This is a genomic window from Bacillus cereus group sp. MYBK95-2, from assembly GCF_051915225.1.
In the GTDB taxonomy this organism is placed as follows: Bacteria; Bacillota; Bacilli; order Bacillales; family Bacillaceae_G; genus Bacillus_A; species Bacillus_A cereus.
On sequence record NZ_JBQAEH010000005.1, the window covers coordinates 38,974 to 54,533 of the forward strand.

Genomic DNA, 15,560 nt, shown 5'->3' on the forward strand with positions numbered 1-15,560 from the left:
AAACAACTCATTTATAATATATTTATATATAATTATAACAGGGGTGCTAAATATTATGAAATCAAAGCTTTTTGAAGAATTAAATATAAAACAAAAACTCCACCCTAAATTTTTAAATTTGAGGGATAACCCTTCCTTTAAAAATGAAAAAGAACAATTAGAGAAATGGTTTGATGGTTTCGTCGATAGGGATAATAATATGGCATCAGACTTTCAAAAAGATTTCCATCCTTATTTATGGGAAATATATCTTTTTGCGGTATTTAAAAATATGGGCTATGAAATCGATTTTAGCCATAATAGACCTGATTTCATCTTAAAAAACAAGCCAAACATTATGGTGGAAGCTACAGTTTCTAATATTAAGCAAGGTGGAGTTCAAGAGAATACGAGAGGTTTACCAAATATTTTAAATATGTTTACTCATCCACTTCTTCAACCCAACTTTGATTACGAACTGAAGGAAGCAATTACTCGTTACGCATCTTCAATTCTTGCAAAAAAAAATATGTATCATAAATATTTAAAATGTGATTGGGTAACTCCAGAGAACCCATATGTAATCGCACTAGGTTCTTACGCCCAAGTTGATTATGGAAGAGATTATATATATGGAATTATGGCTTTGTTATATGGTCTATATTTTATTCCAGAAGATAATGATTTCACTCTCAAGAGAAGTATAATTAAGAATGAATCTACAACAGCAAAGATTGATTTAGGTTTATTTTTTGATGAGAGTTATACTGATGTATCTGCAGTTATTTTTTCAACTACAACTACTATGGGGAAACTGACTGCTACTGTAGCGTCGCATAACCAAGATTACAATAAGAAGTTAGTATATAATTTTTATAGGGATTTTCTTGATGAAAATGAACCATACAAAGTAAGTCTTATTAGTCCAGAATCCCAAGAAGCTTTAACGGATGGACTATTTGTATTCCATAACCCAAATGCAAAAAATCCTCTACCCTTAGAAACTTTCCATGGTCCTGGCATTACACAATATTATTGTGAAAATGTAACCTTAAAAAGAATCGGAAATCTTAATCCTACAATAGCGCGAATCAGTATTACACGAAACAATATTCCTAAACAATTTATTAATCTGTTTGAAAGACGTATAGAGGAAAGTCTATTCACTTATAACTCAATCCCTAGAAACTTTTTAAATAGGCTTGTTTAATTTACTCATAAAAAGCGCCCCTCCAATTTTTAGATACAGATAACAATTGGAGGTGCGCTTCAATTAAAAATTGATTTTTCTACTTCACATACACGTAGGCTTCACTTGCTGTTACATAGTATGTTTTTCCTTTGCTATTGTGCACTTTATATTGCGGTGAACCATTTACATTTACTTTCGCATCAATTGTAAATCCTAATCCTGCATCTACAGAACCAGCCACATCTTTATCCTGCCAAGATGGAGCACCATAGAAACGTAGATTGTTAACTTTTGAAACAACGCGCTTTCCAACAATGGAAGAATCTACTGTACTTTTCTTATTAAACTTCACATAAGATGGATCTTTCTTAATCCACTGATTTCCACCAAGATTTAACCAACCATCCTTTTCCGCCCATACAATATAAGATTCTGGTTTGTTTAGTTGACGAATTTTAGAATAGCTTGTACCTGGTCCTTTACGTAAGTTAACGTTATAACCTTCAATATAGGCGATACCGTCTGTTACTGCTGTTGGTACTTCCGATGGTTTAGATGGCTTCTCAGGAACAGAAACATCTACACTAGAATTATTGTATGCTCGTTGTACATCTGCTCTAAATTGAGCTTCTGAAACGCCATGAGACTTTAAGTAATCAATTGGATCTTCATGATCCGTACCGCCAATGTAATGAGTTACATCGCTATGTGTCCACAATCCTTTTTCTACAGATAACCCTCGGTCACGTAAGATTTTAGCTAGTAACTTAACATATTTATCATAGCTGCGTTTGAATTTTGTATAGTCCGCTGTTTCGCATAACTCTACATGTACAAATCGTTTATTAGCAGCAGGACCGCCACCATAAGCAATGTATTTTGTGTCAGCAATTTGGATTGTTTCATCCCAATCGACTGCATAGTGAACAAATGCATTTCTCCATGTTCGAGACTCATATTTTTGAATGTTAATAGCTGGAGCTTCTGGAGTTGCTGTAGAATGTGCTACAACCCCCTCATAAGCACCTACACCATAACGGTATGGTTGTTTCGGTAAATCAGGAATAATAAGCGTTCTATCAGCAAAAGCACTTGTAGCAAAAGAACTAGCAAGTGCTAGAATCATAAGTAAAGAGGTAATATGTTTCATTGTGTTTTTCATTTAGCATCAACATCCTTTTTCATAATTTTTGTATGGTCAAATAATCCACTTGCTGACAATCCAATGATGATTCCTTGAAATACATTTGTTTTGATATCTCCGCCCAAAAATAAAACGCCTAGCACAATGCCAAGCGTTAAATTTAATAACGGAACATATTTTGTTTGTAATCCAATTGTTTTTCCAATCTGTGAAAGACCAACTACAATTCCAATCATTACAGTAATTTCAAACATTACATACCACCTCCTTTCATTAAGAAAGTGAGTGCTGCGCCTATAATTCCACCTACAATAAGTCGCAAGATCCAGGTAGTATTAGCGCTAATCTTATCTAATTGCTTATTGATATTGATAATGTCTTTCTCGTTACCTGTTGTCCGCATTTCTAAACTTTTAATCTCTAAGCGAATGTCCTTAATATCTTGCTTTATTTCTTGAACATCACTTCTTACTTCTTGTAATCCTTCCACTTTGACCACCTCATTTCAAAATAAAAAGAGAGACATCTATTTGTCCCTCTTTTCTTATAAAAGCCGTATTTTATACAAAATAAAAAAAGACCAGCTATTGCTGCTCCTGCTCTGTTTGTGTGTTATTTTCATTAGTTGGTGGTTGCTGTGATGGATAATTCCCTGTAAGTGATGTATAACACTCTAAACAAATATTCTTTTTCGCAAACCCCATATCCAGTGCGTACAGACGAGCTCCACGTTTACATATCTCGCATCTTGTTGCAATACGGAAATATATCGTTCCATCTGTTTCCCCCCACACCTCTACTTTGTTCGTGCCATATAAACCGGCATTGTTTAGCATATCAAAAGGAATTCGTACAAATACTCCGTTTTCGTTTCTTTCTGAATCTACTAACCTACCAGCAAACGGAGCGCCTTGCCCCGCTTGTAAGGGATAACCTTGTAAATCTTTGTAATCATCCATATATTTTCCTCCTAAACGTTAGGTAGCTTGTACCATTGTCCTGCCATTCCCATAAAATAAAACCCATAGCCTTGACCACCATCAAAGAAACGAATGGACCCAGCTTGGCCCATCTTATTACGCCCTAAATTTATTCCCTGCGTTAGAATAGGTTGATTTATGAATACATCCTTTTCTGTAATTATATCAAAGGTCTGCCCATGATCAGCTGGACCTATGTTGTTATTTACGCTGCCTATAGCAATTCTATTAAACGGTTGAAGACCGTCTGCTCTTTCAGAACCTGCACGATCCCAGTGATATACACAAGCGTAGTTACCACTTACCAATGTTATCCCACTCACACAAACAGCTCTACCAGCAGAAACTTGCGCATTTGCAGCTGTAACTTTAACTACAATCATGTGTTCTTGTGGATTGTAATTGTTAGGAACGGTAAATGTGAAATGATACCTTCTAATTTCACCATAAAATGTAGATGGATCTGGAAAATCTTTATATATTTCATGCCAAATTTTATAGGTTACATCATCGAGTGGTGTAACAAAACATACCTGCAATCGTGGTTTGGCAGTTGTACGCACACCATTGATCTGTGCGGTTCTATAATGTGCTGACAATGTATAAGAGTTTCCTGGATGAATCCCGTTTTGAACTTTTGTTTCTGGGTAATTATACGTGTCGACACGTACTGCATTTACCATTTGTTCATAGTTAAATATAAAAGTGTTATTTTCTATCACTACACCGTTTCCTTGTACTTTCCAAGGTAGACCATATCCAGCACCAAACCCCTGATAATTTGGGGTACCTATGTTCAATTTTGGAACACTAGAAAAATCATGATCGGCTATTAAATTTCGTTTCGGTATAACGGTTGTTTTCGTTCCCCATTCATCTTCAAAAAGGAAGTCTAGCATTTTAACAGTTACACCATTTTTATCGATGGTAATTTTATCACCACGAACAGATATAAAGTTGGTATCAATTCCTTCAGCCGTAAGCCACTTTACAATTGTCGCTGCGTTAATAGCAAGCTTTGAAACATCAATTGTTATTTGCTCTGCCGTTTGATTGATAGAAGAGATAATATCGCCTTTTTTGACTGTAGAATTAATTTGATTAGACATTAATGTAATAGAGCTTTCATGCTTTTCCACCATTGCTTTACTTCCAAATTGACCATTTGCTTCTGTTTTGGTGTATACATCCGTTTTCTCTGCTTTTAGGTCTATACGATTAGATTGCTGATTGATTGTAGTTTCCATTTGAGTGACTTTATTGTTGAAATCACTAGTAGCTACTTTTTTAGCAATCTCACCAACTAGAGCGTCATAGTTTCCTATATCTTTAGGGTTTTCCATAAATGTAGAACGAGTTGAGCCCTGTTGTAGCATAGGCTGAGAAACCCATATACGCCCTTTTTGTCTCACCCATAACTCAAACTGTAAAGTAGTGATTGTCACAGCAGGAGCAGTAATCTTGACAGTAAATAGCTTCCATTGACCGTTAACAAGTGACGCTGTAATATCTACACCCTGCTGTCCTACTACTGCTGTAGCTCCATTATAGAACTGTAGGTATAACTGTCCTCCTTGGTTAATTGTCGTCTTATCGTCCGTATACACCCATACAGAAGCTACATAGTCCCCACTAGAGATAGAAGCAGGAATGCTCTGTTTTACACCTGTGTAGCGGTTTACTGTAGCCGTCAAGTCTTCAATCTTAACTGAGTTATATCCTTCTCGGTTTCGTACAGTCTCAGCTACTACAGTTGTTCCTGAGGGATTTGCAATATTCCATTTATCCATACTAGGAGTACGATTGGTAATTGCACCAGAGTTCTTATCTATATCTCTCTTTTCAAATGCAGTATTAAGTAACATATTAGTAGAACCTAATCCACCTACATATTCCTGCATTTGAGTATCTGTTACTTTGAATTTAATTTGATTATTCAACTGTGTGATATCACTCGTGTTTTGTTGTATAATTTCTCCTTGTTTGCCTTGCGTTTGAGATAGAGTTGTAATGGTTTGTGAATTAGAATCCGTTGCTTGTTTAACTTGATTCAAGGTAGTTTGCATTGTACCTTGATCTTTTTGAACAGTTGATACAGTAGTTTTTACGCCATCCACACTTTTTTCTATCTCGGTTGTTTTCTTGGTGAATTCACCATTTGTTATTAAGTCTTCTGGCGCTGGCCTCCAAGTGTAAACCTTATCTCCTACAGTTAATTGATGTTGACTTTGTTGATACCAGTTCGAGCCACCTGCGTTAACTTCTATCTCAGTACGGAAAAAGCTCTCTACTACACTCCCACTAGTTGCCATCATATCAGCCGTAACTGTAAAGCTTACCCCTACTCGTTTCCATTCATTAGTTACAGCTGGGAAGCGGAGACCTGTTGCGGGAGGTCTAAAGAAGAATACATGCTCACGGGATTCCCCGTTAGGAAGTCCCTTCATGCGAGCATAAAGTGAATAATTTACTTTGTCCCCTACTTTGATAACGCCTCTGTTAACTAAATCTCTAAAGTTGTAACCTATTCCTGACCACGAAGACTGAACCTCAAAGACTGCATTACCGTTGTAAGAATCTGTAGAAATTCTAGCTCCTGATCCTTTCAAGTGCCATCTAGGACTCTTAGAAGCATCGTATAGAGCTCCTTCGTAAGTACCTGAGTCAACTAGTAAATTGGTTACATCATCATTGATGTTGTTTACTTTCGTTTCTACACTTGTTAGCTTCTCGCTGATTTTCCCTGCTTGCTCTTTAATTTCAGTTGTTGTTTTCTTAAGCTCACTTGTTGTTTGCTGCACATCAGAAATTGTCTTCTTTGTGCCTTCTACGGTTTGTTCGACTGTATTTAATTTATTACTGATTTCAGTATCTTTTTTTGTTAACGATTCAATAGAAGTTTTAAATCCATCTGCGGTTTGCTCTATTTGAGTTACTTTTTTATTAATATTACCTTGTTCATTTTGCACATCAGAAATTGTGCGACTAACACTTTGTAAGCTTTCTTTTACTTCGTTGAATTGTCCTGTCGTCTGATTTTGTGCGTCTTGAACCTTTTGGCTCAATTCCGTTTTAGTAGTTTCAATATCTTTTTGAACATCCTTAATACTTTGCTGTAATGGTCCTGTATCAGGGACGACAGGTTCCCACGCTGTGCCTGTCCATATTTTCAAAATACCAGGCTTACCGTTGCTAATATCACGCCATAGTGTTTTATTTGGTTTGAGATTAGTAGTAGGTGGATTAGCTCCCTCTATAATATCTACAAGGTTTTGATCCATATAATCTTTAGCCTTTTCTGCTATATCCTTTGCCGCTTTACTTTCTTTTTGAGCTTGTTCGGCTGTACCCTTCGCTTCTTCTGCTAACTTTTCTAGTTGTTCTAATAGTTCTTTATTGGCTTTATTACCTAAAGAAGCAAGTACTCTATTGTATAATTTCCGCATTTCTTCATTTGGATCAGTAATTTTACGATAATCACCAAACGCGTATTTATCTTGTGAAGGATTAGTATGTGATTCGTCACCAACGATTGCACGTGCTTCTAAATAAAGTTTCGGTGTAAATCCAGTATCTTTAATTCGGATTGTATCACCTTCATTAATTAGCTCGTGAGATAGTCCGAATACACGCCCTATAGCCGCTGCTTCTACATCGTAAACAACAGAAGTATTAACGCGTTTTGCGAACTCTGTTTTCATAAGAGTTAAAAGACGTTGCGGCGTCATATTTTGTTCTTCTGTCTCTGGAGAATAAAAACCAAATTTATGCTTCCCCTTCTCATTCCACCGTTGAAAAGCATCACTATCAGTAATGTAAGGTAAACCATCATTAATTTTCTCAACTGTGATAATAGTATCCCCTTCACCTTTGACAAATCCAACTAAGGCAGTGCAAACATCCCTAGAATGCTCAATACGTCTAACACCGATTAAATCTTTACCTAAAGTTACTTCCTTACCAGTGTCTCTACCGCGTTTTTTCACCATATCCACGTACCAGCTAACAATCTGCGAACCAACTACTTCTACACGGTATTGAATCTCTAAATCGAATAAAGAAGCTATTTTCTTTAAAAAGGTAAGAGGATCTATAATGGTATCAATAGTCATTGTATGGAAACCCGCATACTCTGTTTTTCCGCGTTTCCACTTCGTACCTGCAAGGGCCATATCCATGAATTGATTTACTGTTTTACCTTCTATACGTTGTGGCATGATATAACCGTCTTTTGCTATCTGAACCCATGCTCCAGAAGCACGTACAGTAAGTGATCTATCTCTTGAATCCTTTTCAGCTTCATTATTTATAACGTACGGAACAATTCGCCCATCACGAACTTCTTTTAATACTAAATTTTGTTGCATGAGTGTCGCTGCATGCTCTGTATTATCAAACACTTTAAACTCTAACGTATCGATATTGTTCTTAATCTCCCAATGACGTATATCATCCCAATAATCTTGCGGCTGGATATTAGCAACGATTTGATCTGTTTTAAAATCAATGACATGAAGTGTGCCGCTAGGTGCTCTCATCGATATCTCTCCCTATACGTTACTTTGGCTATTCCTACATCGGAAGGCATAATTTCAAGTTTGTTTAACCCCTTGTTAATAACTGGATAATCGCTGAATATATCTTTTAGATTAATAGCTTTTTTACCATTGATTGATACAAGACTTCGCTCGGTATCAATAACTACTTTATCTCCAACATCAAAAATATAAGGCGGATTATCTTGGGTATTCATATTGACTTTCCAAATTTTCAAATCATCAATGCTCATATCTGTACAAAACATGTTATCCGAAAATTGACAGATGCTGATTTGAACTTGTGCTACTTTGTCCATATTCACGTTATTTTCGTCTTCCCACACGACAAAACGTTCCGAGTCATCCTTTTCGGTATTCCATAAAAACTTAGAAATATACGCTTCCCACCTATTACCGGTACGTGCTAACCACAAACGACCACGATATTGATTCCATGTAGTAGGATGGTCTCCTGGTTCATTTATAAGTACACGCTCGCTGACAGGTTTCTTTTTGTTGCCGAGTTTAGCGAAACCTGTATTTTGTTCAGCTTGCCAATGGACATCATTCATAGAAATACGAGCTACATAGTCGCTATTTTCATCTAACAAACCAATTTCAACACGCCCCATTTGATCGGGGTGAGAGCTTCTTACCCCAACATACGCTTGCATAATAAAGTCTTGTAGCGGCCCTTGCGGAATGTTCTTTTTGGCTATGCAACCATGCCAACCTCTTATGTTTGTTTCACCTAAATAAACCGGAACTAGGCGTGAGCCTGCATCCACTTTGAACGCTCCGCCTCCAATCGTATCTTCTGAATTTGGGACATTAGTCCATCCTACAATGGTAGACATTTCATCCCACATAACACGTTGATTTCTCTCAACAGGCACCTGATCCATTCTAAGCGGCCATCCAATACGAAAATAATTATCTCCATTCCATACATCAAGAAAAGTGGAGGGTTTCGTTACTTCAATTTCAATAATTGGGTTAGATTCGACGCTCCCTTTGTTTTGAATATTCGCCACTAGCCCACGCTCATCCGCTTGAAATTCTACGGTTCTTGTAGGGCCTAATTTAAAAGGCATTGGACAAATAAACTTCAAAACACCTTTTCCGATATCTACAAATTCATCGATGTTGAATTCTTCATCCACAACAGCTAAATAGGTCCTGTCATTTTCTATATCGAAAATAAGCTCTGCTGGTTGTTCTGTAATTAACCAGGATGCTATCTCTTCTTTTAATCTTTCTAAACCAATGCCATTTGGTGCTATAATTCCAACAGGTACAGGTAAAACACGCATATCAGTATCTGTACTTAATAGTCTCGCTCCTTGATAGCTTGGAGCATTTAACAAATTTCTTCTTAATGGTGCCCATGCTGGTCTTTTCCATCCTCTTTCTATGTGAATGTAACTTTTTCGTTCCCCATTAAATGAAAAAGAGCTCATTATTTACCTCCTTTTATAAAAAAGAAACTCAAATCTAAAAGACTGAGTTTCTTTCTTTTTCTCTATTCTGATATTCAGTTACGTAAGGATGGCTTACGCGAGCTATTTCTCTTCCGTCTAGTATGACTGGGATTTCAATATATGTTGGGCCTGATTTTGTATATGGTTGTTTATCTGGATTATCATTATCAGGTCTATATTGAACGACATTAGGGTTGTCAGATAGCACTTCTCTCCATCTAGAAAGGTTCCCGACATCATAAATAGAGAGCCCTTCGAACCGTTCCATTTGACGACCTATTTCTCTAACCATATCACGCATGCTTTCAGGAATATGTGTAATCCAATCATTTTGCCAATCTCCATCTACAAAGATTGCATTAAAATATTTAGTTAATGGGTCATCACCTTGAAAACTAAATATTTCTTCGGGTTTTAATGAACGTACACTATTAACAGCTCCTGATACTGTATCTTGTAATGCATCTCGTACGACAGAATATTGCGTTTTAATCCCTTCTGCAATTCCGTTTGCCATTTGAACGCCTGTAACTAGCATTTTATTCGAACTACTTCCTAATGCTAATTCATTTACTAAAGCATTATTTGCCTTTGAACCAAGCGTACGACTCTCACGTTCAGCCATATAAGATCCTTTTTGAATACCTAGAGCAAACCCTTCACTAAAAGGTTTCCCGCCCTGATCTCTAGTTAGCTTTGATGGTGAGTTCACATTAAGTGTAGCCTTTAACGCTTCGAATGCTCCTCGCGCTAAACTAGATGCTACATTTTGTACATTCCATTCACCATTAGAAATACCTTTAGCAAATCCACTAGAAAATGCTTCACCAGGACTCACTGAACTAACGCTTTTCAGACCAGAATTACCGCTTTCCGCTACATTAGAACCGCTCGATCTCGCTTGCCCTTTTGTATTTTCCATACCTTGCGCAAACTGACTACCACCTTTTTGACCTTGTGGAGTACCATTGATTGTATTAAAACCAGCATGAGCCGAAGTAACCGCTTCTAGAGCACTTCCTCTGATATAACCTTTTTGATTTACAATACCACTCCCGAAGCCTTGTCCACCTTGATTACCTGCTGGGTTACCATTGATTGTGTTAAAACCGGTATGAGCACTAGCAACCACTTGCAAAGCGCTCCCCCTGATATAACCATCTTGACTTATTATCCCTTGCCCTAGTTCGCTTCCACTCTTACTTCCACCACCACCATCTGTAGTACTTCCCATGATCCCCTCTACGGCTTGTTTCTTTCCTGTTGCCGCATTTTCAGGAGCTGTATTACCAGAAATACCATTAGCCTGCGTTTGACTGATATCAAATCCTACTTGTGTTAAATCTAACTTCGCTCCATTTTCAACTAGTAAAGCAATTGCTTTCGCTGCTAGTTCAGCGTTAATGGAGCCATTTTGCATACCTTGAACAAGTGTCTGTACATTAAATTGTCCTGCTTCACCAAGATCTACTTGAACATTACTTTTAATATCTAGCCCCATAGTCTGTGCGACTTGTGGTAAAGATAATGCCCCAATTTGCATACCATTAATTAAAGTTTGAATGTTATTCTGACCTTCTTGAGTAGCGTCAACATTCATTCCGTTTTTAACGTTTTGTTGAAAGAATTGGAATACAGTATCAAAAGATAAGGTCCCTGTTTGAAGTCCTGTAATCCACGAATCCATTGTCATTTTCCCGTAGATTCCTAAATCAATCGTGGTATTACCTTGCATATTTTTACTTAGGAATTCTCTTACTTCACCAGTATCTTTTGTTTTAATACCATCAATCCATTTTTGCATGGATTCAATACCACTTTGTGATAAATCCACTTTATAAACTTCTTTTAGTTTATTAGCATTTGCGGTTGCTACAGCTGAAGAATCTAATTCACCCTTTTGAAGCTTCTGTAAGAATGTATCAATTGTGAATTGTCCAGCTGGCCCTAAATCAATTTTCATTTTGCCATCAATTTCTTTTGCCATTGATTCGGCTAACAATCTAGATGATTCTGTACCCTTTTGTAATTCAGAAAGATACATTCCTATACTTTCAATTTTAGATTTGCCATATTGCAACTCGTATCGAAGTAATTTATCTTGATAATCTTTTTCAGCTTTCTCTTGATCACTTCTAAAGCGTTGTTCCAAATCAGCCGATTTTTCACGGAATCCATATGCCGCTTTGAACCTTGCGCCCCATCCCTTGTCTTCTGCTTCTATCCTTTTAGCTTGTGATGCCAAAACTTCTGAATCTTCTTCCTTCATATGTTGCTGTAACACTTTAAATCCATCATTTCTAATTGTCTGCAAGTCATTTACATGCTTCGATTCATAAAGTGCAATAGCATCTAATGTCGCTTTTCTTTCTTCCGGTTTAATTTCGCCTAATTTAAACGCTTTTTCTATATTTTCGCGCCAACCTTTGGTTTGCTTTTCTAAAGATTTAACACCATCTTCATAAACCTTTATGATGCTTTCAAACCGTTTTTTTCCAGCATCTAAAGATAGCATGCCGCCTGCTTCAATTTCTTTCGAAATAGAAGTGATTTCCTTTGCTTTTGTGTAGAATTGTTGAACGTTTTTATCAGCAACCTGTAATGCTTGTTCGAATTTTTGAGCGAAATCTTTTGGCATTTTCATGGTATCCCCTTGATACCTTTTAATACCCTCTTCTAAAATCTTTTCCGCTTGTGTAGCAACTTCAATCTCTTTATTAATGGATTCAATGACGTTATTTTTCACTTGTTCTAGGGTTTGTTTAGCACCCTCAGGAACAGTTCCCATCAACTGACTAAACATTTTATTGAATTCGCTTTTCTTTCCTTCTAACTCTTTAATAACTTCATTTGTCATTCTTTGAAAAGCTTTAATGGTTTCGTCCGCTGCTTTATTCGCTTCTTCACCTGTTTTAAGTTTTAAATCCATCATGTTATTGATAGCTTTATCTTTTAAATCCACATAAGCACCAGCTGCTTTACTCGTTGCGTCACTTACTCTTTGACCAAACTTATCCATATCAGTTTGTGCCTGTTTGGATTTTTCGTTCAGATCAACTATTGCTATACCTAGCGCCCCTACTGCAAGAACAGCTCCAGTAATAGCTAAAGCAATCGGGTTTGCTAATAAAGCACCTATCCCCATTGCTAAAAATCCTACAGCGGTCGTTACTCCTGCTATCCCGAAAGCCAATAAAGCACTTTTTGCAATCATTTGTTGTGTCGATTCATCTAAATTGTTAAACCAATCTACGACACCCTGAACACCAGATACTACATCAACTAAAATAGGTAATAACGCATCACCAAATGACTTTTTAAGAGTATCTACAGCACCACTTAATTCTTCAATTTTTCCTTTTGTTGTATTCATCTTTGTCTCAGCAACTTCTAATGCTGTTACCTTTGACATTTCCGTATACATATTTTTCACACCATCTGAGCCCTCTTTATAAAGGATATTAGCGGCACGAATAGCATCTGACCCAAATAATGTATACATGTACGACTGTCTTTGCTCAGCCGTTAATCCTTGCATTGCCATTTGAAGAATTTCAGCAATATCGGACATTTCTTTCAAATTACCATTTGAATCGAAAAAAGCATTTGTCATAATACCCGTTTCAAAAGTTAATTTTTGAAACGCCTTCTCTGCTTTTTCAGAACCAACTTTCACACCGGCTTGTTTTGCTGCGTACTCAGATAAAGCACCAGTTACATCTTTAAATGAATTTGAAGTTGGTTTAATCCCTTTTTCTCCAAGAAACTGCATTGCTTTGCCAGTATCGATTGTTATTAATCCCAAATCACTAAACATATCGTAAGCTTCATTAGATTTTGGAATTAAGTTTGCTAACATTGTCTTCAATGACGTACCTGCATCAGAACCTTTTAAGCCGTTCTGTGCAAATAAAGCTAATGCCGTTGTTGTATCTTTAAAACTAAGTCCCACACCAGCTGCAACCGCAGAAACCATTGATAGCCCAAACTTCATTTCTCCAACACTAGTTGCTGAAGCATTTGCTGCACCAGCTAATAAATCAGCTGCTTGAGCTACTGATAAATTATCATCCTTAAATGCATTTAGAGCTGTAGAAGCAATTTCTGCTGCATCCCCCAATTCTAATTCCCCAGCTGTCGCTAAGTTCAAGGCACCCTCTAAACCTCCATTAATAATGTCTGTTAGGCTTACCCCTGCTTTAATTAGCTCTTCAATACCTTGCCCTGCTTCCACAGATGAATATTTTGTTTTTTCCCCCATCTGTACTGCAAGTTCGCTAATTTTATTCATTTCATCGCCAGTTGCACCAGAAACTGCTTGAATATCAGCCATCTTCTGCTCGAAATTCATAGATTCCTTTACAGCCATCGCAAGTCCAGCACCAATAACCCCAGTCATGGCCGCAAAGGTAGTACCGACCTGTCCGCCTACATCTTGCATTTTATTTCCTGTATCGCGCATCCGTTCTCCGGTACGATGAAGACGATTTTGTTGCTCGGCTAATTCACGATTTGTTTCTCTTATTTCATTTTGAATTCGCTCTTGAGCTGTTTCAGCACGATTCATAGCAATCGTATTGTTATCGATTTGCGTATTTAATCGTTGAAGCGCCTGACCGTTAGATTTGTATTCAGCTTGAAGTTGTTTTAATTCTTGCTTTAATTGTTTGGCTTCTTGGGAATTACGTCCGAAATTTTGTACAGCCTGATCATACTGTGTTTCAAGACGTTCCATCGATGCCGCCAATGTTAAATTTGAAGCTTGTAATTGTTCTTGTTTTTGTCTTGCTTGTTCAATCTTTTGGCGGTAATGTTCCACCTTTTGACCTTGTAATGTGAATTTTTCATTTAAATGAGTTAATTTATTTTGTAACTGTTCAACAGAATTACCAAGTAATCTAGCTCTTTCACTCGTTAAATTGAACTCTGAATCTAACAAACGTAAACCACGATTAATTCCTGCTACTCCATTTTCAAAGCGTTGGGTATCAAGCGTAACTCGTGCACCAATCTCCATATCTCCAGCCATTTGTCTCACCTACCTTTATAACCAATCTGGGGCCTGATTTGCTGTTCGGACTACATTTTTATCTTCTTGCTTTTTCTTATAAGCTAACGTTTTAAAGAAAAGTACTAGATCCATCTGATTAATATCTGTTTGGGACATACCAGAATCTTGTAACATGCTATATATCCCCAACATCATTTCTGTTGGTTTGAATGGTTCTTTCTGTTTCTCTGTCTCTTTTTTTTTGCCGAATTTGTCTTTGAGTCAATAGCATTAATAACTGCCACAGCCTCAGCAATACGACCTACAATTGCTAAACAAATTGCATAGATAGTTGATGTTAAAAACCAAATGTGTACTCCTTCAAGAAACTCTTCCACTGTAAATCGATTTCCAAACACTTTAACAACAAAATGAGTAGCTTCTTTTAGTACATCAAAGTGAACATTCTCAACACTCAATTTCTCTGTCCATTCAGCTGCTTCAAAACCATCAGTAGACGAAATGTATGTTGGTAAAAAGAAAGTTTTTTTACCAGTGGGTAGATTTAAAACCAATTTAAACGATTCTGTCTTTTGATTTTCTTGCATAATTGAATCTCCCTTCATAAATAAAGGGCACAGCATTGAGCTGTACCCTTTTTATAATTTTATTTGCTAAGTGATGGTGCCGTTTCTGTTGGTGGTGCTGGAACTGTTTTAAACCAGTTCGATGCAACGGTTGCATCATATCCTGTTTCTTCTTCATCTAAACGATGTCTCCAGTTTCCATCTGAACGTTGGATCGCTTTGCATTTAATTTTAGCTGATTGGAAAGTCGGTTTGTCTTCTGCTGTCTTGTGTTCATCTTCAGGAATTTCAAACTTCGTTTTGTAGTAGCAATAAAAACGATTTTTCCCATTATCTTTTGGTAAACGATATAATAACGCTACATATGGAGCAACATCATTTACATTATCAATTACCTGACCCTTAATTAGTTTCTTTCCTAATAATTCAGCGTAAGTAGATAATGAAATATCCGCTGTTTCTAGTTCAATCTCCACACCACCAAAGGCACTTGCTGTTGCTAGTGGACCTCCTTCTGCGTAGAACGTTACGGATTCATTTTTAGGTGAAGCCTTGCCACTTACTGCATCTCCAATTTTCTTAGGTGCTGCATACGTAAACTTACCATCTGGTGTTTCTGTCAAAATCGCATAATGTAAATCTCTAAAATCGACTGCAATTGCCATATTT

General features: G+C 37.0%; 11 protein-coding genes. 1 reads left to right on the forward strand and 10 read right to left on the reverse strand.

Annotated features, from left to right (window positions below):
• Positions 1-55: 55 nt before the first annotated feature.
• Positions 56-1,189 carry a hypothetical protein gene (locus ACTFN4_RS17620; RefSeq protein WP_439962594.1) on the forward strand — a complete coding sequence of 378 codons (1,134 nt, stop codon included), beginning with the start codon at positions 56-58 and terminating at the stop codon, positions 1,187-1,189.
• Positions 1,190-1,268: 79 nt separating this feature from the next.
• Here ACTFN4_RS17620 and ACTFN4_RS17625 read toward each other — a convergent pair whose 3' ends face one another.
• From ACTFN4_RS17625 to ACTFN4_RS17670, 10 genes are all read right to left on the reverse strand, one after another.
• The gene (locus tag ACTFN4_RS17625) at positions 1,269-2,333 is read right to left on the reverse strand and encodes an N-acetylmuramoyl-L-alanine amidase (RefSeq protein ID WP_439962595.1); all 1,065 of its coding nucleotides are present in this window, start codon (positions 2,331-2,333) and stop codon (positions 1,269-1,271) included.
• Entirely contained in the window at positions 2,330-2,569 is a 240-nt protein-coding gene (locus ACTFN4_RS17630; protein ID WP_000461725.1) for a hypothetical protein, read from the reverse strand. Before ACTFN4_RS17630 ends, ACTFN4_RS17625 begins: the two co-directional genes overlap by 4 nt.
• On the reverse strand, positions 2,569-2,805 hold the full coding sequence (locus ACTFN4_RS17635) for a hemolysin XhlA family protein (protein ID WP_000398737.1): 237 nt from the start codon (positions 2,803-2,805) through the stop codon (positions 2,569-2,571). The genes ACTFN4_RS17630 and ACTFN4_RS17635 overlap by 1 nt, the downstream gene beginning before the upstream one ends.
• Before the next feature lie 94 nt (positions 2,806-2,899).
• Positions 2,900-3,274 (reverse strand): hypothetical protein, encoded by a 375-nt coding sequence (locus tag ACTFN4_RS17640; protein ID WP_439962596.1) that lies wholly within the window; start codon positions 3,272-3,274, stop codon positions 2,900-2,902.
• Between the two features lie 11 nt (positions 3,275-3,285).
• Positions 3,286-7,833, reverse strand: a complete 4,548-nt coding sequence (locus ACTFN4_RS17645) for a phage tail spike protein (RefSeq protein ID WP_439962597.1) — start codon at positions 7,831-7,833, stop codon at positions 3,286-3,288.
• Positions 7,830-9,293, reverse strand: coding sequence for a distal tail protein Dit (locus tag ACTFN4_RS17650; protein WP_439962598.1), 1,464 nt, complete (start codon positions 9,291-9,293; stop codon positions 7,830-7,832). Before ACTFN4_RS17650 ends, ACTFN4_RS17645 begins: the two co-directional genes overlap by 4 nt.
• Before the next feature lie 34 nt (positions 9,294-9,327).
• Complete coding sequence (locus ACTFN4_RS17655; RefSeq protein WP_439962599.1) at positions 9,328-14,343, reverse strand: phage tail tape measure protein; 5,016 nt, start codon at positions 14,341-14,343, stop codon at positions 9,328-9,330.
• Between the two features lie 15 nt (positions 14,344-14,358).
• Positions 14,359-14,499: a hypothetical protein gene (locus tag ACTFN4_RS17660; protein ID WP_000938714.1), complete on the reverse strand. Its 141-nt coding sequence runs from the start codon at positions 14,497-14,499 to the stop codon at positions 14,359-14,361.
• 17 nt (positions 14,500-14,516) lie between these two features.
• On the reverse strand, positions 14,517-14,912 hold the full coding sequence (gene gpG, locus ACTFN4_RS17665; RefSeq protein WP_277498176.1) for a phage tail assembly chaperone G: 396 nt from the start codon (positions 14,910-14,912) through the stop codon (positions 14,517-14,519).
• 59 nt (positions 14,913-14,971) lie between these two features.
• Entirely contained in the window at positions 14,972-15,556 is a 585-nt protein-coding gene (locus ACTFN4_RS17670) for a major tail protein (RefSeq protein WP_136999395.1), read from the reverse strand.
• Between the last annotated feature and the right edge of the window lie 4 nt (positions 15,557-15,560).